The 20,359-nt window shown below is 36.4% G+C and carries 22 protein-coding genes; 11 read left to right on the top strand and 11 right to left on the bottom strand.

Features of this window, described 5'->3' with window-relative positions:
• Positions 1-722 precede the first annotated feature (722 nt).
• From HMPREF1252_RS09725 to HMPREF1252_RS04740, 8 genes are all read right to left on the bottom strand, one after another.
• Positions 723-896 (bottom strand): hypothetical protein, encoded by a 174-nt coding sequence (locus tag HMPREF1252_RS09725; protein WP_023059584.1) that lies wholly within the window; start codon positions 894-896, stop codon positions 723-725.
• Positions 897-904: 8 nt separating this feature from the next.
• The gene (locus tag HMPREF1252_RS04765) at positions 905-1,504 is read right to left on the bottom strand and encodes a hypothetical protein (RefSeq protein WP_023059580.1); all 600 of its coding nucleotides are present in this window, start codon (positions 1,502-1,504) and stop codon (positions 905-907) included.
• Positions 1,505-1,717, bottom strand: coding sequence for a helix-turn-helix transcriptional regulator (locus tag HMPREF1252_RS10080; RefSeq protein WP_081695919.1), 213 nt, complete (start codon positions 1,715-1,717; stop codon positions 1,505-1,507).
• A 446-nt stretch (positions 1,718-2,163) separates the two neighbouring features.
• Entirely contained in the window at positions 2,164-2,487 is a 324-nt protein-coding gene (locus HMPREF1252_RS04760; protein WP_023059612.1) for an alkylphosphonate utilization protein, read from the bottom strand.
• Positions 2,488-2,569: 82 nt separating this feature from the next.
• On the bottom strand, positions 2,570-2,782 hold the full coding sequence (locus HMPREF1252_RS04755) for a TrkA C-terminal domain-containing protein (protein ID WP_023059595.1): 213 nt from the start codon (positions 2,780-2,782) through the stop codon (positions 2,570-2,572).
• A 285-nt stretch (positions 2,783-3,067) separates the two neighbouring features.
• The gene (locus tag HMPREF1252_RS04750; protein WP_304412247.1) at positions 3,068-3,547 is read right to left on the bottom strand and encodes a Csac_0668 family 2Fe-2S cluster-binding (seleno)protein; all 480 of its coding nucleotides are present in this window, start codon (positions 3,545-3,547) and stop codon (positions 3,068-3,070) included.
• A gap of 56 nt (positions 3,548-3,603) precedes the next feature.
• Positions 3,604-3,825, bottom strand: coding sequence for a PhnA domain-containing protein (locus HMPREF1252_RS04745; protein ID WP_023059587.1), 222 nt, complete (start codon positions 3,823-3,825; stop codon positions 3,604-3,606).
• Positions 3,826-3,906: 81 nt separating this feature from the next.
• Positions 3,907-5,421, bottom strand: a complete 1,515-nt coding sequence (locus HMPREF1252_RS04740) for a ClC family H(+)/Cl(-) exchange transporter (RefSeq protein WP_023059592.1) — start codon at positions 5,419-5,421, stop codon at positions 3,907-3,909.
• Between the two features lie 83 nt (positions 5,422-5,504).
• On the opposite strand from HMPREF1252_RS04740, the gene HMPREF1252_RS09265 reads away from it, so the two are divergent.
• Genes HMPREF1252_RS09265 through yycI form a run of 7 tightly spaced genes read left to right on the top strand, consistent with a single transcriptional unit; the run spans position 5,505 to position 12,621 of the window.
• Positions 5,505-6,050, top strand: coding sequence for a GNAT family N-acetyltransferase (locus HMPREF1252_RS09265; protein WP_023059609.1), 546 nt, complete (start codon positions 5,505-5,507; stop codon positions 6,048-6,050).
• Positions 6,047-7,033 carry a DnaD domain protein gene (locus HMPREF1252_RS04730; RefSeq protein ID WP_023059603.1) on the top strand — a complete coding sequence of 329 codons (987 nt, stop codon included), beginning with the start codon at positions 6,047-6,049 and terminating at the stop codon, positions 7,031-7,033. Before HMPREF1252_RS09265 ends, HMPREF1252_RS04730 begins: the two co-directional genes overlap by 4 nt.
• Positions 7,034-7,037: 4 nt before the next feature.
• Positions 7,038-7,994, top strand: coding sequence for an ATP-binding protein (locus HMPREF1252_RS04725; RefSeq protein ID WP_023059568.1), 957 nt, complete (start codon positions 7,038-7,040; stop codon positions 7,992-7,994).
• 4 nt (positions 7,995-7,998) lie between these two features.
• Entirely contained in the window at positions 7,999-8,685 is a 687-nt protein-coding gene (locus HMPREF1252_RS04720) for a response regulator (protein ID WP_023059607.1), read from the top strand.
• Positions 8,685-10,466 (top strand): ATP-binding protein, encoded by a 1,782-nt coding sequence (locus HMPREF1252_RS04715; RefSeq protein ID WP_023059575.1) that lies wholly within the window; start codon positions 8,685-8,687, stop codon positions 10,464-10,466. The genes HMPREF1252_RS04720 and HMPREF1252_RS04715 overlap by 1 nt, the downstream gene beginning before the upstream one ends.
• On the top strand, positions 10,463-11,773 hold the full coding sequence (locus HMPREF1252_RS04710) for a hypothetical protein (RefSeq protein WP_023059573.1): 1,311 nt from the start codon (positions 10,463-10,465) through the stop codon (positions 11,771-11,773). The genes HMPREF1252_RS04715 and HMPREF1252_RS04710 overlap by 4 nt, the downstream gene beginning before the upstream one ends.
• Positions 11,773-12,621 carry a two-component system regulatory protein YycI gene (gene yycI / locus HMPREF1252_RS04705; RefSeq protein ID WP_023059581.1) on the top strand — a complete coding sequence of 283 codons (849 nt, stop codon included), beginning with the start codon at positions 11,773-11,775 and terminating at the stop codon, positions 12,619-12,621. The genes HMPREF1252_RS04710 and yycI overlap by 1 nt, the downstream gene beginning before the upstream one ends.
• 1,033 nt (positions 12,622-13,654) lie before the next feature.
• Here the strand turns inward: yycI and ymfI are convergent.
• Positions 13,655-14,386 carry an elongation factor P 5-aminopentanone reductase gene (gene ymfI, locus HMPREF1252_RS04700; protein WP_023059590.1) on the bottom strand — a complete coding sequence of 244 codons (732 nt, stop codon included), beginning with the start codon at positions 14,384-14,386 and terminating at the stop codon, positions 13,655-13,657.
• 164 nt (positions 14,387-14,550) lie between these two features.
• Here ymfI and HMPREF1252_RS04695 point away from each other — a divergent pair, with 164 nt between their 5' ends.
• The 4 genes from HMPREF1252_RS04695 to HMPREF1252_RS04680 are packed head-to-tail and all read left to right on the top strand — an operon-like array spanning position 14,551 to position 18,024.
• Complete coding sequence (locus tag HMPREF1252_RS04695) at positions 14,551-15,999, top strand: nicotinate phosphoribosyltransferase (RefSeq protein ID WP_023059597.1); 1,449 nt, start codon at positions 14,551-14,553, stop codon at positions 15,997-15,999.
• A complete protein-coding gene (locus HMPREF1252_RS04690; RefSeq protein WP_023059613.1) occupies positions 15,999-16,727 on the top strand; it encodes a hypothetical protein in 729 nt (242 codons plus the stop codon). Before HMPREF1252_RS04695 ends, HMPREF1252_RS04690 begins: the two co-directional genes overlap by 1 nt.
• 7 nt (positions 16,728-16,734) lie before the next feature.
• The gene (locus HMPREF1252_RS04685; RefSeq protein ID WP_023059566.1) at positions 16,735-17,364 is read left to right on the top strand and encodes an HAD-IA family hydrolase; all 630 of its coding nucleotides are present in this window, start codon (positions 16,735-16,737) and stop codon (positions 17,362-17,364) included.
• A gap of 9 nt (positions 17,365-17,373) precedes the next feature.
• A complete protein-coding gene (locus HMPREF1252_RS04680) occupies positions 17,374-18,024 on the top strand; it encodes a trimeric intracellular cation channel family protein (protein WP_008901111.1) in 651 nt (216 codons plus the stop codon).
• A 141-nt stretch (positions 18,025-18,165) separates the two neighbouring features.
• Here the strand turns inward: HMPREF1252_RS04680 and HMPREF1252_RS04675 are convergent, their stop codons facing one another.
• The gene (locus HMPREF1252_RS04675; protein ID WP_023059616.1) at positions 18,166-19,275 is read right to left on the bottom strand and encodes an ABC transporter permease; all 1,110 of its coding nucleotides are present in this window, start codon (positions 19,273-19,275) and stop codon (positions 18,166-18,168) included.
• A complete protein-coding gene (locus tag HMPREF1252_RS04670; protein ID WP_023059601.1) occupies positions 19,262-20,359 on the bottom strand; it encodes an ABC transporter permease in 1,098 nt (365 codons plus the stop codon). The genes HMPREF1252_RS04675 and HMPREF1252_RS04670 overlap by 14 nt, the downstream gene beginning before the upstream one ends.

Below are 20,359 nucleotides of genomic sequence, written 5' to 3'. Positions count from 1 at the left end.
TTCGGCGTTAAGAAATTTTCCACTGTTTGAGCGTAGCGAGTTTGGAAAATTTTAGCCGAATAAAAAAATCACTTCAACAAAAAGCCCAATGCGAGGTGGGTAGAGGGAGCTCGAGGGAGAATGGAGGAAACTGCGAGTCTCGAAGAGAAAACCGTAGGTTTTTTCGAGAGACGTTAATTCCCTCCCTCTCCCTCGTAAAAAAAGATTTGAAGAAGAAAGAATATGGTTAGGTCATCCATAAGATATTTATTCTTATCCATTATATTTTTTGAAATTATTTCATTTGTAAAGGCTTTACATTCGTAGATTATACCCATTCGACTCCAGCTCCTTCGTCGCTTACGCTCAGGGTGACTGCATTCCTTTGGAATTTTATAAAGAATACCATCTTAACAACGGGTATAACCCATATTTAACCTAGTCTAGGAAATGAAAACAAAAAAATGCTACATTTGCAGCATTATTTTATCTTTCTTTTTAAATATCTTAAAAGGTATAGAATCATTACTAATACATATACAATATAGAAAATTTGTAAAACTGTGGCTGGTATTCTGACACTTGCCTCTGGATGTCTTAGAACCGTCTGTAATTTGGTAGTACCAACCAATCTCAACAAATATCCCTTTTATTCTATTTGCCAATATTTTACCTCCTAAAAATAGACATGAAAAAAGCACCTAGATTCTCTAGATGCTTAAAATCAAACTTAAATTTGAGTATCACTTATCTAACTTTTCTTTTATTTCTTTAATCTCGTTTAAAATTTTAATGGCTATTAGCCCAATAGTAATACAAGTTCCAACTCCTGTATGCATCAAACCACCATTTACATAATATGGAAAAATAAGATTTATTACAATTCCTATTATTACAGATATTATTATAAACATCATGAATAATTTTACTCCAAGCCTTCTGTTTCAGTTAAAGGATTTATAAATTTCTTATTTACTTCTAACTCAAATTCAATACAATTATGTTTATTTAATTTATGACCATGATCTTTTTCTGATTTTTTCCCTTCCGACTTTGTAGATACTATTTCTTTTCCCTTAAATAATTCTAGAAAAGAAATAGCATTTGATTTCATATCTTTAACGTAAATTCCATATTCTCCATCATTTGGAATAGTAAATTTTACATCATCTTCTGGGTTTTCTACCCTTTTTATAGGAGCACCATAAGCATTATAGCCCCAGCCAGCGTTAATGTCTTCGGCAGGCAAAATACCTACTTCTAAATCATTTCTTTTTAAAGACTTTAACTTAATGACTACGGTATCACCTTTTTTCCATTTTTCTCTAGCAAAAATAGCTACACTTCCTTTTAACAAGCGGATTTGAAAATGCGTAGATCCTTTCGTATCCCTAGATTCAACTAAAAAATTTTTGCTTGAAAAACATTTTACATCGTTGTTTTTTTTCGCAGCCATTACTACATTCAGACTAAAAACTAATGTAAAAAGCAAAAGTACTATTGAAAATTTTTTTATATTCTTCATTTAATTTCCTCCTACGCCTTCATGGCACTGCTCACACTCAAACCTATCAAAGCCAAATAGTGTATAAACACATGTATTTAGTTTGTTTGCAATTTCCATTGCTATTGAAATTGTGGCTTGAGCCTCTCCACGTTCCAAAAGACTAATATATTGTCTTGTTACACTTAACTCATAGGCTAATTCTTGTTGAGTTAACCTTTTCTCTTTTCTAATGACTCTAAGTTCACATAAGAGTTTTTGCTCATTCTTGAAACTATGTTACTTGTTACGTGTGCAGAACTTTTTTAGTCTTCCTTGTTCATTTCTCTTTCTACTAATAAGTGGCATAATGGTTTATAAAAAATTGCCATATTATTACCCCTTATCTGTTTAATTTATTAATGTATATTATATCACAAATAGGCTGATAATTCACTTTAACCTATTTTATACTTGTGCTTGCGTTAGTATTTATTGAGATAGTCTTTGTTTTTTTACTTGTCCCACTTGGAACTGCTCCAAATCGGTGGAACAAAATGGAACCGCCGGAGTCGAAGGAGTATAGACTACATTCAACCATTCCTTTCAACTGACCTCACCATATTCGAGATCTCTCGACTTCGCTCGGGATGACTGGGTGGATGTAGTTGAAAAAATAAAAAAATAATAGGCATAATCTATTATTTTAATACTTTTACTACCGATGACTTTAAATATACTTCTCCTACGCCGTCGATTCTTCCTAGGATATCGTGACCGTCGTGGAGTTCATCTAGTATTTTTATTCTCTTTGCGCGACTTCCTCTTTTTAATGTGCCTTTTCCAAGTTTTAGATCTCTTATTGTGATTATATCGTCGCCTTCTTGTATTTCATTTCCTGCTGAATCGTATAGTTTCATCGATTCGATTGTGTGTTCTGTCCATTCTTTTCCGCATTCTGGGCAGTTGTATGTCATTCCGTCGTGGTAGGCATATTCGCTGCCGCAATAAATACATTTATCCATTTTCCCCTCCGATTATTTTTCTTAACAGGATTTTCTACAAATCCTTTTTACAGTCTAATCTTATAGGTAAAGATTTACAAAGTCAATCTTTGAAGTATTCGTCCACTTTGTAAAAGTCGCCTTTCGGTGCGATGACTAGGAGTTTATCTCCAGACATGAGTTTTGTATCACCCTTAGGTACGATTTTTTCTGTTTCTCTATCAATTTCTACAATCATTAGATTAACTGGGAAGGAGATATCTTTTATGAGTTTGTCTTTTAATTTTCCGTTTTCTTCTACATTGTACTCATACATTTTGTAGTTACTGTTATCTTCTGTTATTTAATCGGCATCTTCTATAATCTTTTTCATAGCTTTTAAAATATCCTTTGCTGAATACTGAGCCACTTTTATATCAATATTTATAGTCTTATTATTAACTTCATCATTTACCATATAGGTGACCTCCTTTCCGGGGAAAACAAAAAAGCGGCCCAGACTTTTGCATCTGAACCGTTAAAATTTTAATTCTATAGTTTTTTATTATTTTTAATTTTATTACTGTTGTGACGTACTTTATAAATTATGTGTCGCAAACTATTATTTGCTTTTTAATGCCTTATTGATGGTTTCTTGAATAAAAGGACTACAGCATTTTCCCAAAGGATTGTTAATTTCGCACTTTCCATTTTTCATTGCCCCTGTAAGTCTAATAATATCTTTAATATTCTTTGCACCATCATCTAAAACAGCGTTTATAATTTGTTGCTCTGTAACTTGGTTGCAATAGCATATATATTTGGGATTTGCATCCTTTTTAAACCATATAGGAACTTTTACATCTTCCTTATAAAAAACTCTTTCATTGTTTAAGTTATAATACACGACATCACAATCTTCATTCATACATAAATAGTAAGTTTCTTCATCTACAACCTTTCCCATAAGGTTTTCTGATACCATATGCTTTACAGTTATATTCTTAACCTTTTCTCCTATTTCGTGACATTTGGGGCAATTTTTTATTTCTTCCATTGTACCAATGGTTTTTTGTATTGAAACTCAGCAAGATTGATTTATATTATTTTCTTGACTCACTTTATTTCCTCCTTTCTAAATAAATATTATTTCTATAGTTAATCAGGATATCTAATACCTCTTTTTAATATGTCTTTTCCAAGTTTTAGATCTCTGATGGTGATTACGTCGTCGCCTTCTTGTATTTCATTTCCTGCTGAATCGTATAGTTTCATCGATTCGATTGTGTGTTCTGTCCATTCTTTTCCGCATTCTGGGCAGTTGTATGTCATTCCGTCGTGGTAGGCATATTCGCTGCCGCAATAAATACATTTATCCATTTTCCCTCCGATTATTTTTATTAACAGGATTTTTTACAAATCCTTTTTACAGTCTAATCTTATAGGTAAAGATTTACAAAGTCAATCTTTGAAGTATTCGTCCACTTTGTAAAAGTCGCCTTTTGGTGCGATGACTAGGAGTTTATCTCCAGACATGAGTTTTGTATCGCCCTTAGGTACGATTTTTTCTGTTCCTCTATCAATTTCTACAATCATTAGATTAACTGGGAAGGAGATATCTTTTATGAGTTTGTCTTTTAATTTTCCGTTTTCTTCTACATTGTACTCATACATTTTGTAGTTACTGTTATCTTCTGTTATTTCATCTCCTTGTGACTTTACGATTCCTTCGTATAGGGATTCGTAGATTGGAGGATTTTCCATTAGCTCTGCTACGAGGAATGATACCATCGCCGCTGTGGTTAAAAATATCAAGTGGGCAAAGGATCCAGTCATTTCGCTTACTAGTAGTATACTCATTATTGGCGCTCTTACTACTGATGTGAGCACTCCGCACATACCGAGGATTACAAAGTTAACATAGAATTCTTCCGGCACTTGTCCTTTAAAAATATAGTAGACGATTGCTCCTGTTACTCCACCTATGACTAAGACTGGTAAAAATATTCCGCCTTGGGCGCCGGAGCCGTAGCTGGTCCATGTGAATATTAGTTTAAATACCAATATCTGTACCAAAAACATAAGTGGTAGTCTTGATTTTGCGATTTCTTCCAACACTCCATGACCTCCGCCTAGGACTTCCTTTATTGTGTAGCCCAAGATTGCAGAGATTCCCAGTGCGATTAAGATTCTTACAAATAGTGAATCAAGTTTCTTATATAATTTTTGTGAGCCAACTAGTCCTTTATTAAATATTACTCCTACGATTCCAGAAAATATTCCGATGATGATTCCGATATATATTTTATTAAGTGGAAGGTAGTGTACAAATCTAAATGATAGGGATGGTTCAAATCCCATAATTGTGTAGGAAACATAGTTTGCTATTACTGATGCGATGATACATGGCACGAGGATAAATCTTGAAAAAGATTTGTGCACTTCTTCCAATGCAAAAAGTGTGCCGGAGATTGGCGCGTTAAACGCTGCTGCAAGTCCTGCTGATGCTCCTGCTGTAACCATGAAGCTCATCTCAACTTCGTCTCTTTTTAGAATCTTGCCCATGACTTTTCCAATGGAACCGCCGAGCTGGATGCTTGGGCCTTCTCTTCCGAGGCTCAGTCCTGCAAATGCTCCCAGGGATCCTCCCACTAGTTTTGAGACTATGGTTTTATTTTCATCCATGTCGAAACGACCGATGACTTCTCCTCTTATCTGTGGGATTCCGGAACCGCCGCTAAGGGGTGCCCATTTCAAAAGTTTTGTAATTATAATTGCAAATATTGGAAATACGATTAAGATTGCAAGAATCGCCCTGGTTGAACCGTCGAAGAAAATATATCTATATTTTTCTAAAGACGCAAGGATAAATCTATATAGAACTGAAATAAGCCCTGCGAAGATTCCTACGATTATTCCGTCGAGAAACATCCTTGCAACCTGGCGACCTTCAAATTTAGTTTTTAAAAAATCCATTATACACCTCTATTTTATTATACAATGAATTACTCTTCTGTAAAAGTTACAATGATTTTTCTGTTATAATATAAGGGGGTAGTATGATTAAAGGAAAGAATGTATACATGAGTGCTATTACTCTTGACGATGCAATGAGTTTTAGAAATCATAAGGAACACGAAGATAAAAGGCTTCGCTACTACAATTTCAAACAGATGACGAGAAGAGATGTAGAGCGTTGGTACAAGGAGAAGATTTCTCTAAGGCACACCTACTACTACACGATAAATGTGGGGCGGGATAGAATTGGATTTATCTCCCTTAAAAATGTGAACACTCGTTTCAAATCTGCAACATTTGGGATTTCAATTGGAGCGGACTACACAGGTATGGGTTATGGCAGAGATGCAATGGAGACCATGATCGATTACTATAGAAAACTTGGGATAAAGAATTTTTATCTAAGAGTACATACGGACAATATTCGCGCCTTAAACCTCTACAAAAGTTTGGGATTTAAAAGGATCCTCACCTGGTATACATTTTTGCCGAGAGGAATACTACAATTTGTCGAAAAAAAAGATAAAATAAATATACTGGGAATGAGTTTCCACAGATACTATTTAATGAAAAAAGTGGTGCTATGATTAAATATAAAAAAACAGAAAAAGACCTCGGTTACACGATAATCGAAAATATATTTATAAATGATTTTATGCCTTCCGCTGACGGTGCATTTGTAAAAGTGTACCTAATGGGCTTAAAACTTCTTCAAGAAAACAAAGGCGACTCCATCAGCGAGAAAAACTTGGCGGACATCTTAGGCATGACGGAATCGGACATCAAGAGGGCCTATAAATATTGGAGCGACCTTCAAATCGTAGAAGTTGAAAACGAAGGGGAAGAAAATATCTACAGCTATGTAAATTTAAAAGAGCTATATATAGACAATATATGGAATGTGGTGCCAGTGCAAAATGATGTCAGCGACCTACTTGATAATTCTAGGGTGGCAGAATTCTTTGCAAATATAGAGTTCTACCTTAGAAAATCTATTTCGTCTTCGGAAAAGATGAATATTTACAACTGGACTTCCATCTACAATATGCCACTATTTATGATTGAAGAAGCATTCTACTTTGCATCGGAAATTCGTGGCGTCTATGCGATTAAATATGTTGAGAAGATCGTGCTTAACTGGGCAGATAAAAATATAAGGACCTTGGAAGATCTGGACGAATACAATAGAACCCACGAAGAAAAATACTTTAGATACAATAAGATTATGAAAGCAATCGGACTTTCTAAAAAGGAATTCAACAAGTATGATTTTAAAATGATCAACTCTTGGTATGACGACTTCAGCGATGAAATGATTATGGAAGCAACGTCGAAGGTGGTAAATGTAAAATCTCCTTCCGTTGCCTATGTAAATGGAGTCATAGATAATTGGCGTAAAAAAGGATTTAAGACCGTTGAAGAGGTAAGAAGCGAAAAGAGACCTCCAAAGGTAAATATAAAGAAGAACTTCACCAGCACCAACCATCAAACTTCTAAATATTCTAAAGAAGAACTGGAAAAGATTGCGAGACAGAAGATGATGGATGCGATGAAGAAGATAAACAGGTGATAATATGGACGTGTATAGAAAGATAGGAGAATACTTCGAAGATCTCAGGGAAGAAAACGAGAAGGAACTGGAAAATAGAAAGAAGTTTCTCTACGAGAGTATACCGCAGATTAAAGATGTGGACTCGGAAATAAAGTCATTGGGGATAAAGGCGGCGCTTATGTCCATAGAAGGACAGGAAGTGGAAAGTTACAAAAAGAGAATCGAAGAACTTTCTGATTTTAAGAGAGAACTTCTCGCTGCACACAATATTCCGACGGATTTTTTAGACCCAATCTATAGTTGCAAGGCTTGCAAGGACACTGGAGTTTTGCCAGATGGTAGAAGATGTAGCTGCTTTGAGAAAAAGATAATCTCAAGCCTCTACGAAAGCTCAAACCTAAAATATAGTTTGGAAAAAGAAAATTTTGAAACATTTAATATAGAAAAATTCTCCGACGAAGTGTACTTGGAAGGACTTCCAAGTCCGAGACAGAATATGAACCTAATTTTAGATCTATGTTGGGGATTTATAAAAAATTTTGAGGACAGAAATTTTTCGAATTTATTATTCTACGGAGCGACGGGACAGGGGAAGACATTCCTACTTAACTGCATCGCAAGAGAGATTTTAGATTCGGGACACAGTGTGGTGTACCAAACCTCTTGGGAACTCTTTGACTTTTTGGAAGAGAGAAGATTTAGAAGGGATATAAACTTCGACGAAAACAAATTCAAAGCCCTACTTAGCTGCGACCTACTTATCATAGATGATTTGGGAAGCGAATTTAGCAGCAAACTTGTGGCGGCAGAACTGTTTAACATTATAAATTTGAGACTTTTATCAGGTAAGAAATGTCTATTTTCAACGAACCTAGATCCAGAAGAGTTGGCAGCGACATATTCGGACAGAGTATTTTCAAGAGTCTTTGAAAAATTTGTACCGATTAAGTTCTATGGAAAAGATTTGAGATGGGAGTGATTTCGTGAACAGAGTATTAGTATGCGACGATGAAACTGCAATAGCGGACATCATAAAATTTAATTTAAAAAGAGAAGGATACGAGGCAGACACCTGCTCAAACGGAGAAGAATGTCTAGAAATATTAAAAGATAATGAATACGACCTTTTAATACTAGATGTGATGATGCCTAAACTAGATGGATTTGAAACTCTAAGAGAGCTTAGAAAATTCTCCTACATTCCTGTCATCATGCTCACCGCAAAAGATGACGAAGTGGATAGAGTCCTAGGTCTTGAACTGGGAGCGGACGACTATGTAGTGAAACCTTTCTCTATGAGAGAGCTTATCGCAAGGGTCAAGGCAAACTTAAGAAGAAGAGAAGTTGAAGTGAAATCTGTGGAAGTAGAAGAAACTATGGAGAGGGGCGACCTTGAAATAGATTTAAAACGCTACATGGTGAAGAAGCGTGGAAAGACCATAGAACTTACCCTTCGTGAGTTTGAACTTTTAAAATTCTTGGCACAGAATGAAGGCAAAGTTTTTTCAAGGGAAGAACTTCTATCATCTGTGTGGGGATATGAATATTTCGGAGACATTCGTACCGTAGACGTGACTGTGAGAAGGCTTCGTGAAAAGATCGAAGACAAGGACAAAGACTATCGCTACATAGTAACCGTCCGTGGTGTCGGATATTATTTTGGTGGATAATGTTTAAAAGTATAAAATTTCGATTGATTGGACTCTACTTCGTCCTAGTTTTAATCGTACTTTCAATAGTCGGTACATTTATATTAAACAGGTTGGAATTTGAACAGATTGACAATATAAAGGACGAGATGATAAAATCCAGCGATTCATTCATCGGGGCAGGGTCAGATATATTTTCAAAAGATACGATAGATAAAAAAGAAATAGACAAACTGATGGATGTGTGGTCATTTCCATCCTATGTAAGCGCCTTTGTAGTGACAGGAGGAGATTCGCCAAAGATCATCGCCACATCATCGGCGGTGGATACAAAGGAGCTAGACCGTGTGAACGCACTTAACTATCCGCTTTTAGATCCATCTCTACTTCTTGGATCGTTCCAAGGTGAGAAGAAGGATCTATTAGTAGAAGACGTGAATCGTTCATCCAACACATTACACTATGCAACTCCTATAATCGGGAAAAATTCCGAAGTGCTAGGATCTCTTTACATGGTGGCGAACCTATCTTCAGTCTATTCAGTCCTTGGATACGCAAGATCCATCTTTATCTCTGCGGTGGCTGTTGCCCTTGCAATTACATCTGTAATGGCATACTTCATGGCAAGTTCTGTAACCAATCCGATTAAAGAACTGACCGCATCTGCGAAGAAGATGAGTGAAGGAAACTTCGACCAAGAGATAGAAGTAAAGGGAAACGACGAAATTGGCAAACTTTCCAAAATGTTTAACGGACTTAATAGGGATTTGGGAAATACATTCGACAGATTGGAACTTGAAAGAAGTAAACTTAACACAATATTTGACTATATGGCAGAAGGCGTGGTAGCAATCGACAGAAATAGAAGGCTCGTCCATGCAAATCCAATAGCTAGGAAGATTCTTTCCCTTTCCAAAAATCACGTTGGATCGGTGGTAGATTTTTCCATGGTAAATATAAAGGACATAGACTTTAAAGATGTGAGCACACTATCTGGGGAGGTAAATGCGCAGATCAAGGACGTCTTTTACAAAGTTAAGTATGCCCCATACAAAAGCGAAGGCAGGGTGTTGGGAGTAATCGTTGTGCTTCAAGATATCAACGAAGAACACAGGCTCGATGTCATGAGAAGAGAATTTGTAGCAAATGTCAGCCACGAGCTTAAAACTCCAATCACAACCATCGGATCTTACACAGAAACCATGCTGGATGTGGATATGGACTTGGATTCTATTCGTAATTTCCTTCGAGTAATCGACAGAGAAAACAATAGGATGGCAAGGCTTGTTACAGATCTCTTACAACTATCAAACATGGATTACAAAGAAACCAAGTGGAACTATGAAGCGGTGGACACCTACGACTTTTTGTCTACAAATATAAATTCTCTAGACATGCTCATAAAAGAAAAGCATCACAAGGTCACCTTGGACGTACCTATGGATATAAATTCCATGTATGTGGATAGACATGGGGCGGATCAAGTATTTAGAAATATATTTTCAAACGCTCTTAAATACACAAGAAAGGGCGGCGAGATTAAAGTCACCGCTAAATCAGAAGGAGCAAGCGTCGAAATAATCGTTGAAGACAATGGAATTGGTATCCAAAGGGAAGATTTAAACAAGATTTTTGAAAGATTCTACAGAGTTGAAAAATCGAGATCTCGTGAAATGGGTGGCACAGGACTAGGTCTATCCATTGCAAAAGAAATATTGGAATCCATGGGTGGTAGAATCAGCATCGAATCAGAAATAGGAGTGGGAACCAAGATGACACTTAGATTCCCAGGTGTAGCATGAAAAGATTCTTAGGAAATTTACTCATAGTGGTTCTTGCGGCAGCTGCAATCTTTCAGACCTACTACCTTTGGAGTGAATATGACGACAAATCAGAAAAGGTTCAAGTAAAAGAAGAATTTAAATCAGAAGATCTCGTTCGCAAGGTGCTAAGTCCAAGAGTTGTAGTATATAACAAGGACAAGAAACACTACCTCGAATACAAAACAGACGATATATTTAAGAAACTTCTGCCTGATATTTCAAAAATATTCACGACTACAACACTTGAAAACTACGAAGAGATAGGCGCCGAAGAATATTTAAAATTACAAGAAGAAGACTCCATAGTTCTAACCATGGCAGTCTACATTGAGGACCAAGACTTTGTAAAAGCAATGGGACTTTCAGAAAAGACGGAAGGACTAAATATAAAGGTAAATGAAATATATCTTTCCGATAGAGCAATCGTCCTCTCAGGAGGAGAGAAACATTTTAAACTCAAAAATCCATCAGAGGTAGTAGTTTCAAATATTCTTAAATCAAAAGAAACGAAGGATCTAATAGAAGCGAAGACCATCTACGAACTATACCATGTGCCGAAAAATATATTTATACCGGTTGGAGACTACATCTATGCAAGAAAATTTAAATACACAAACAGAGTTCTAGATCTGTCAGCACAGGATAGAATAATGCTAGCGCAGAGATTTATCTCAAAAGATATAGACTTTATAAAAGAAATCAGAGACGAAGAAAAAGATATCTACGTCTATGAATCGCTAATCTTTAAAATATTAAACGATGGTCACCTTGGATTCGAAGACTTAAACTCAAGAAAACAAGAAGAAATAGAAAAATCTCAAAAGCTTATAAACAGTTTAAACTTCATAGTTGACAAGACCGGTCGTACAGAAGGTCATTATCTAAGAACCATGTACGATGAAAAAAATAAGACCAAGATACTATTTGAAAAGAGAGAAGATGGCATCCAGGTAGTGCCGCTTAAAGATAGCAATCCATACATCGAAATCGAAAACGAAGAGAATATGGTGAGAAGCTACAAGGAAAGATACAGAAGAGCAGACTCTGACGAAGATTTAGTAAAATATCCACATCGTCTAAGACATTTCGAATATATAATTGGAGAAAATTTAGATAAGTTTGAAGCAGAAACAGTGCAACAGGTGGTGGAAAATATAAAGGGAGTAAGTCTAGTCTATATGGATGATGAAGACGAAGAAGAACTCATCCTAGGCATGAAAATCTACTACAATGACAAGAATTACTACATCGACCTGGATAAAAATGTGGTAAAAGGAGTGATCTGATGGATTTAAAATTAGCAAAAAAAATCATCATAATATCTCTTATAATCACAAACATCATTCTCTTTGGATTTATCTATAAAAAAGAGGTGGCCTACATGGATGAGACGAACCAGAAGCCATTTATCGAAAAGACTGTGGAGCTTCTAAAAAAGAAAAACATAGAAGTAGAAGCGAAAGTACCAAAACAAAACTACAACATGAATACATTGAGCGTTGAATTTGAAACCAGCGAAATCGAAGATTTAAACAAAGTTTTCTTTGGCGGAACAGCAGAAGTTGAAGATCCACAAGGAGAAAATGGAATCATAAGGGGAAGGGACAAGACCCTAATCCTTATAAACAGAAGAAGGATCATCTACGAAGATCAAAAACCGAATGGATACAATGTACAAAACATAGAGAATGCCATAGATGCAACCAAGGATTTTCTATTGAAGCATGAATTTAAAAGCGACGACCTAATCCTCGTAAGATCCGAAAAAAACGACGACGGAACCTACGACATAGAGTACAGAAAATCCTATGACCAAAAGCTTTTGGAAACATCCTACACCAACTTTACCCTAAACAGAAATGGAATCCAGAAGATGGATAGACTATGGCTAAACGTGCTGGAACAATCTGGCAAGAAACTAAGCACAGGCTCAGCATCAAAAGCTCTACTAACACTACTGGACAAACAGAATTTAAATAAAAAAACCATAGTTAAGATAGAGCCGTGCTACTACTTCGACCCAGAAGAACAGGGATATCTAGATGATATCACAAAAGCACTAAGAGGAAGAGCCATCCCATCCTGGAGAATAGAATTTAAAGATGGAAGCGATATAATAATAGAAAAAATATAAAAATATAATCAGATGTTTAGGCATCTGATTTTTTTATCGAAGATTTCGGCTAGGGCTTCGAAGGATCTGACCTATATTTAACCTATTCTATGCAATTAATTTTTTATAAAAATTCCAAACTACAGTCATCGATACATAACCCCACAATGGCTATACCCATTCGACTACGACGGTTCCGTTAAAACTCCACCGTCTCCGCTCAGGGTGACTGTCTTCCTTTGGGACTATTCACGAGACTAACTTCCCAACTACAGTCACCCTGAGCGAACGAAGTGAGTCGAATGGGTATAACCTCCGAGGGTTAAGTATTTGCAAATAAAATAATTTCAAAAATTATAATAAATTTAAATAAATATCCAATACATAGCCTAAACCTATTCTTTCTTCTTCAACTTTTCTTTTACGAGGGAGCGGGAGGAAATTAACGTCTCGCCGATAAAACCTCCGGTTTTACGGACGAGACTCGCAGTTTCCTCCCATCTCCCTTGAGCTCCCTCTGCCCACCTCGCATTATCAGGGAAGTGATTTTCACATTTCGGCTAAAATTTGGGAACTCGCTACGCTCAGACACCCAAATTTTTTAACGCCTCATGGAAAATCACAGAAGTTGCATAGATTGGTAGTAGCAAAGTTTAAAGATTATATTTACTGGAATTTAAATGGTGTTAAATCTGTAGATATGCTTTTAATTTTGAAAAAGGATAAATATAATTAGGCGTAAGCCGTAGGAAAACCATTATTAATATTTATCCCGTAGCGGAAGCATCTTGCTTCCATAGGCGAAGGCTCTAATTATATAAATCTGAATGATTATATGAATATTGGTGAGGTTTGCCTCTCAGGATGACCAAGTGCAAGAATAGACTTCACCAGGATTATACCCGTTCGACTCACTTCGTTCGCTCAGGGTGACTGCAGTTGGAATGGCTATAGATGTAGAGTTATTATGTCCTAAAATTATTTTCTATACCAAAAAACAAAAATCCCCATACTTGTATATGGAGATTTAAAAACATTATTCAATAATACAAACTTAATACACAATCATCCCGCCGTTTTGGGAGATTACCTGTCCTGTCATGTAACTATTTTCATCGCTTACGAGAAATTTAACTAGGTTTGCCACTTCTTCTACTGTTCCAAGTCTTCCAAATGGTATTTCATGGCGGACTTCTTCCAATGTACACGCGCCGAGATCTTGGCACATTTGTGTTAAAATCGCACCGGGAGCGATGCAGTTTACACTTATCCCGCTATATGATAGTTCGTTTGCTAAACTCTTGGTGTATGAGATGATTGCCGCCTTGGTTGCTGCGTAGTGGCTTTCGTTTGATGCGCCGACTATGCCCCAGATGGAGCTTAAATTTAAAATTTTTCCTGACTTCATTGAAATCATACCTGGAAGGGCTCTTCTTGTAACATTTATAAGTCCTCCAACATTTATTTTAAATAGATTTTCTATCTCTTCTACGCTCGCATCTTGGAAAAGTCCATACATGGCGATGCCTGCGTTATTTATAAGTATATCAACAGGGCCTACCATACATTCTATTTCTGAAAACATGGCGTCTACTTCTTCTGGTTTTGAAATATCCGCCTTCACCATGTAGCCGACGGTTCTTTCCTTTATGTAATTTAAAACTTCTTGCGCTTCGTCTTTACTTTTATTGTAATTTATTATGACTCTGTAATCTTTAATTGAAAGAGCCTTTGCAATGGCTGCTCCGATTCCTCGTGAGCCTCCTGTTATTAGTATATTTTTCATAGATACCTCCGTTTCTATTATTTCAGCTATTATTAAAAATTGCAAAACTTTTTGTTAAGTTTAAATTTATTTTTGTGAAACAGTTGTATTTTTGTAAATTTCTATATTTATTAGAAATACTGCGCCTTATGGAGTATAATTATATTAACTAATAGGGGGAAATTATGAGAAATTTAAAGGAAGAAAACTTAACCCTCCTTTGCGACTTCTACGAATTTGCTATGGCAAATGGATATTTCGAAGCGGGCATGGGAGAAAAAATTGTATATTTTGACATGTTTTACAGAACTGTGCCAGACAATGCATCCTACTCAATTATCGCAGGTCTTGAACAGGTCATAGACTATATAGAAAATCTTCATTTTTCTGATGAAGATATAGATTTCTTGCGTACAAAGAAAATCTTCCACGAAGATTTTTTAGAATATTTGAGAAATTTTAAATTTGAATGTGATGTTTGGGCGCTTAGGGAAGGTACCGTTGTATTTCCTCAAGAACCTATTATAATAGTTAAAGGTCCGATTATGCAGGCTCAAATGCTTGAAACTATGATTCTTTTAACCATAAACCACCAATCAATGGTGGCTACAAAGGCAAACAGAATCGTAACTGCTGCTAAGGGTAGACCTGTTGTGGAATTTGGATCCAGACGTGCCCAAGGCTACACTGGTGCAAACCTCGGTGCGAGGGCTTCCTATATTGGAGGTTGTGCTGGAACCGCAAACACTCTTGCAGAAAAATTATACGGAGTGCCTGCTCTAGGTACTATGGCTCATTCCTGGGTACAACTTTTCGGATCTGAATACGAAGCTTTTAAAACTTATGCACAGGTATATCCAAACAATTGTCTTCTACTCGTAGATACCTACGACACTTTGAAGGAAGGTATTCCAAATGCTATTAGAGTTTGGAACGAAGAACTTGTACCAAAGGGAATCAGACCAAAGGGAATCAGAATCGACTCTGGAGATATTGCATATCTCTCTAAAAAAGCTAGGGTTATGCTTGATGAGGCTGGTTTTTCAGATGCGATTATAATGGCATCTAACTCTCTTGATGAATGGACCATCGAATCTATCTTGACCCAAGGGGCGAAACTCGATTCATTTGGCGTCGGAGAAAGACTTATCACTTCTAAATCAAGCCCGGTATTCGGCGGAGTTTACAAACTCGTTGCCTATGAAGAAAATGGAGAGATCGTGCCAACTATTAAGATTTCTGAAAATGTTGCGAAGATCACCACTCCAGGTTTCAAATCCCTATATAGAATCTACGACAAGAGCACTATGAAGGCTGAAGCTGACGTAGTTTGTTTAAATTCAGAAAAGCTAGATGAGCTTGACGAACTTGAAATCTTCCATCCAATCTACACTTGGAAGAGAAAGAAATTTACAAATTTTGTAGCCAAGAATCTAATGGTAAAAGTATTTGAAAAAGGAAAACTTGTTTACGATATGCCAACTTTGGAAGAAATAAAAGACTACGCTCAGAAAGAACTAGCTAGCCTTTGGGACGAAGTGAAGAGACTTGAAAATCCTCACGAATACATCGTCGACCTTTCACAAGATCTATGGGATATCAAGGACAGACTTTTGAAGGAGCATAGAAAATAATGGATGTTTATAGACTTATTGTGGATAGAGATGATTTTAACCGCTATTTAAAAGAAAGAAAAATTGCATTTAATTTTAAATTAAGTAGAGATTATAAAAATTTCAAAGAATATAGTGAAATAGTTTCACAAGAGTTTGTAAATTCAAAATATATAAAGAACTTTTTAAATGGACTAAATAAAATTAAAAAAGGCGATCTTCTGTACCTTGTTGCAGAAGGTAGCCTTGCCATAGGAATAGCTAGAGAAGATGCTAAGTTTGACGGCGGATTTGATATTCTATTTGATTTTAAAAATTTAGAAAATATTTCTATGCCAATGGAAGTTAAGAAAAGCCTCGGCGGACATATCTTTAGAAAGATAAATGCAGAAGGTTTTTACGAAAAATCTCTAGGTCTTACCAAGGTCACTGGAGCTGTGGTGCCAAAACAATATTCCTACCTGGTTTTAAAAGAAGAGGAGAGAAAGCCTCGTTCGAAGAAGAAGATTATAAAACCGCAGGAAAATATGGCAGAACTTATAATAGAAGTTCATCCTCCAGAAGAGGAAGTGACAGATATTGCAATAAGCATGACATCTAAACTTCCACAAAAGGTTGAAAGACCTATGCTTCCAAAGACGGAAGAAAAGAATTTGGCAAAGATTATCTTTGATTATCAAGTCTCCATGGCAGAGCTGATGTTTAAAACTTATATCGATATATTAGAAAATTTCACGAAGAATTTATAGGAGGAAAATGGTAGTATTATTTGATTTAGACGGAACGATTATAGACTCGTACCTTGGAATTAGCTCCGGTCTCAAGGAAACTTTTAAAAAATACGGAGTAAAGGACGCAGACTCCTTGGACTACAATCAGTTTATCGGTCCGCCACTTAGCGACAGCTTAAAGGCTGTGTTTAATGATGACGAAGAAATTATAGAGGTAATAGAAGATTTTAGAAAGTATTACGACAGAAAAGGTCAGTATGAACTAGTTGCATACGAAAATATAGAAGATGTGTTTAAAGAAATAAAAGACCACAAACTCTTGGTCGCCACATCAAAACCACAGGAAAGGGCGAGGGATATCTTAGATAGACTAGGATACTCAAAGTATTTTAAATACATCGCCGGAGCGGTGGCTGGAGAGCACAACAAAGAACTAATAATAAGAGATGCGCTATCTCAAATAGATTGCGATGAAGACGAAGAGATCTACATGGTTGGTGATAGATTCTCAGATATCGTAGGAGCTAAAGGCGCAGGTGTTAAATCGGTAGGAGTTCTCTACGGATATGGAAAGAGAGACGAACTTGAACACTATGGTGCAGACTACATCGTAGATACAGTACTAGATTTAAAAGATTTTTTTAAAAATAAATAGAGAGAAAAAATGAAATTAGATTACAACGTACTGGATATGATCTTTGAAATACTTGGGACTATTTCATTTGCATTTTCAGGAGCCATGGTTGGAATCAAAAGGGGCATGGACCTCTTCGGAGTAATGGCACTAGGAGTGGTAACTGCACTGGGAGGAGGACTCGTAAGAGATTTGATCCTCGGCAACACTCCTCCAGTCATGTTTCGCGATTCCCGCATGGCAATCTATGCAATAGTGTCCTCAGTACTTCTCTTTATGATTTTTTATATAAGGTTTGATATCATCGAATCCAAGTGGATGAGAAGGATCACTCTTGTGATGATGCTATTTGACGCGCTAGGACTCGGTGCATTTACCGTAACTGGAATCACCACCGCATTAAACATGGGCTTTGAATATAAATTCCTGCTTCTATTCGTAGGAGTTTTGACAGGAGTAGGTGGAGGAGCACTAAGAGATGTGTTCGCAAGCGAAATCCCTGCGATATTTAGAGAGCAAATCTACGCGGTTGCAAGTTTCTTGGGGGCGATGGTCTATATAAGTTTAATAGGAGTAGTTAACTTAAACTTGGCGAAGATGCTTGCGTTTATGGTTGTGTTTATGGTAAGACTTATGGCAATCACATTTGATATGCACCTACCAAGGATAGATAGAAGTTAGAATAAGGCAAGAAAAAAAATATTTCTTGTCTTTTTTATTGCTTTTTTAAATTTTGTCAGTCTATAAAAAAATGCGCCCGCTATAATGGACGCATAATAAATATATTAATAATCAATTTTTTCTTTTATGAAGGTGTTATTTTTAATTTATATTGTCATTTGCCTTTGGTTTTGCAAATGCGGACACAATTATAAACGCTGCTGCAAATCCTAGCACTATCATCATATTTGGAATGATTGTGGATAGGCTTGGATCTTCTGCAAGGATTTCATTATTTTTTATAAAGTAGTAGCTTGGGAATATTTTGCCTATGGTGAGGGCAGTCTTCCCTAAAATTTCTTGTGGCACAAATGCTCCACATAGAAAGGATGATCCTAGACCAACCACATTCATCACACCTTGTATGGCATTGAAATCTTTAATTACACTTGCAATCATAACCGCCATTGACACCACTGAAATTGTAAAGACAAATGAGTTTAGCATCATGAGGTTTATGTGAGTTTTACTGAAGTCGTAGCGATACATAATGACGAAGAGTGCCATGTAAAGAATCCATGCAGCAAGTCCAACCACTATATGACCAAACATCATCTCAAGGTTGATCCTAGTTTTTGGAAGTGGAGATACAATATTTCTCATTAGGATAGGTTTTGCTTTATAGACTTTTACTATGGTTGAGACTATAAGTATGATTTGAGAAAGAAGCACGTAGTTTAAAAAATTGAAATAGTAGCGACTTGTGTCCTTTTTAACGCCTGCGCCGCCGGATTTTATATTGACCTCTACTTTTTTATCCAAGTCGTCATCGGTATTTTTTATAGCTTCATCTTCTGTGAACCCTGCTTTTTCATATGCACCAACTTGGCTTAGATATATATTTATTTTATTTTCCACATTTGTAGCATAGCTATCGTCTGGAGCTGATTTATAAAGTACTTCTCTATTGGAATCGAAGTCTTTTGGAATTTCTATAGCAGCACTTATAAAATTGTAGAAGAGTTTGTCCTCTACCAAGTCTTTATTCATCTTCACGATGGTGGTGTTCTTATCCAGGTAAGCAGTGAGTGCGCGAGAAAGCTGTGTGTCTGCATTATCTTCCAAATATATGTTTACATCCACAGATTTATAAGAGGATTCATTCGTAGTCTTGGTAAAGAAGCTCATCAAAACTATAAATATTATCGTATATAAAATTATGGATGTCTTATGCGCCCAGGTTATTTTGAAATAATTTTTAAAGACTTTCATATTCTTTGCCTCTCATAAATATCAGTGATGCACCCATAAACACTACAGTTAACACCAAGAGATTTACCATGTCATTACCAAACCTTGCAGTGGAATCATAGTAGTATAGGGAGTAGACAGCATCTGTTATAATTGCAACTGGATTTATTTTATTTACAATAGGTGCATGTTCAGCGATTATTATCTTCATATCTGAAATCATCATTCCTGCTAAGAATGACATGAGCATGGTGATTGCAATTCCCATTCCGACTTTGGTGTCGAGGCTTGCCTTATTTGAAACTCCGATTAAGATACCGAATGAGACTCCGCAAAGTGAGCCGAGGGCTGCAAGTTCTATGATTTCCAAAGAGCGGTTTCCAAACCCAACTCCTAGGGCATACTTTAAGTAGGCTACAAATATAAGTGTGATTGCAAAATTTATTATCCAACTTACCAGAATCGATGCGGACAGCATGACGCTCTTCTTGGTAGGGGCGACTGCGTTTCTCTTGCCGTTTGTAGATAGGTTTGCCTCGTACTGAAAACTTACGAAGAGCCCCCACATATAGCCATAGATGGTTGTCATGCCTAGAAGGGTGTAGAAAAATGTGTTGACTTGATCCATATTTTTCCTAGACACATCTTTTATATGGTTTTCAACTCCCAATATTTTACTTATGTCTGTCCTTGGATTTTTCATCATCACTTTACTTATCATAGAAGATTTTTGAGAATATGCATTCATGATAGTCTCAACGATCGTTTCTGAAATTCCAGATTTTTTTGTATAGATTTTGTCCGTGGATTTGATATAGACTTTTACATCTTTATCTTCATCCAAGATATTTTCGCTGCTTGCGGTTCTGACCTTGAAGTATTTTTCTTTTTCCATTTCATCCATAAAGCTTTTGAAGTTTGCATCTTCCATTAGATTTGTGTTTACTGCCACATCCACTGTCTTAAACTTCATATTTTCTGTAATATTGCCAAAGGCAAGTTTAAAAAACAGTCCCATGATGATAGGAAAGATCAGTGACCAAAATAGCAGGGGTCTCTGCCTTATAAGCACCTTAAAAGTATTTTTTAAAGAATGAATAAACAT

The organism is Peptoniphilus sp. BV3AC2, from assembly GCF_000478945.1.
Lineage (GTDB): Bacteria > Bacillota > Clostridia > Tissierellales > Peptoniphilaceae > Peptoniphilus_B > Peptoniphilus_B duerdenii.
Note: the sequence above shows the minus strand (reverse complement) of the source record. Positions and strands in the feature narration are given on the sequence as shown.

Coding starts and splice junctions, on each gene's coding strand:
- ymfI (WP_023059590.1), bottom strand. CDS start 14,386: ATGAAAAATATACTAATAACAGGAGGCTCACGAGGAATCGGAGCAGCC.
- HMPREF1252_RS04675 (WP_023059616.1), bottom strand. CDS start 19,275: ATGAAAGTCTTTAAAAATTATTTCAAAATAACCTGGGCGCATAAGACA.
- HMPREF1252_RS04760 (WP_023059612.1), bottom strand. CDS start 2,487: ATGGATAAATGTATTTATTGCGGCAGCGAATATGCCTACCACGACGGA.
- HMPREF1252_RS04745 (WP_023059587.1), bottom strand. CDS start 3,825: ATGGATAAATGTATTTATTGCGGCAGCGAATATGCCTACCACGACGGA.
- HMPREF1252_RS04695 (WP_023059597.1), top strand. CDS start 14,551: ATGAGAAATTTAAAGGAAGAAAACTTAACCCTCCTTTGCGACTTCTAC.
- HMPREF1252_RS04765 (WP_023059580.1), bottom strand. CDS start 1,504: ATGAAGAATATAAAAAAATTTTCAATAGTACTTTTGCTTTTTACATTA.
- HMPREF1252_RS04730 (WP_023059603.1), top strand. CDS start 6,047: ATGATTAAATATAAAAAAACAGAAAAAGACCTCGGTTACACGATAATC.
- HMPREF1252_RS04710 (WP_023059573.1), top strand. CDS start 10,463: ATGAAAAGATTCTTAGGAAATTTACTCATAGTGGTTCTTGCGGCAGCT.
- HMPREF1252_RS04670 (WP_023059601.1), bottom strand. CDS start 20,359: ATGTTTATTCATTCTTTAAAAAATACTTTTAAGGTGCTTATAAGGCAG.
- HMPREF1252_RS04725 (WP_023059568.1), top strand. CDS start 7,038: ATGGACGTGTATAGAAAGATAGGAGAATACTTCGAAGATCTCAGGGAA.
- HMPREF1252_RS04740 (WP_023059592.1), bottom strand. CDS start 5,421: ATGGATTTTTTAAAAACTAAATTTGAAGGTCGCCAGGTTGCAAGGATG.
- HMPREF1252_RS04755 (WP_023059595.1), bottom strand. CDS start 2,782: ATGTATGAGTACAATGTAGAAGAAAACGGAAAATTAAAAGACAAACTC.
- HMPREF1252_RS04680 (WP_008901111.1), top strand. CDS start 17,374: ATGAAATTAGATTACAACGTACTGGATATGATCTTTGAAATACTTGGG.
- HMPREF1252_RS04715 (WP_023059575.1), top strand. CDS start 8,685: ATGTTTAAAAGTATAAAATTTCGATTGATTGGACTCTACTTCGTCCTA.
- HMPREF1252_RS09265 (WP_023059609.1), top strand. CDS start 5,505: ATGATTAAAGGAAAGAATGTATACATGAGTGCTATTACTCTTGACGAT.
- HMPREF1252_RS04690 (WP_023059613.1), top strand. CDS start 15,999: ATGGATGTTTATAGACTTATTGTGGATAGAGATGATTTTAACCGCTAT.
- HMPREF1252_RS09725 (WP_023059584.1), bottom strand. CDS start 896: ATGATGTTTATAATAATATCTGTAATAATAGGAATTGTAATAAATCTT.
- yycI (WP_023059581.1), top strand. CDS start 11,773: ATGGATTTAAAATTAGCAAAAAAAATCATCATAATATCTCTTATAATC.
- HMPREF1252_RS04685 (WP_023059566.1), top strand. CDS start 16,735: ATGGTAGTATTATTTGATTTAGACGGAACGATTATAGACTCGTACCTT.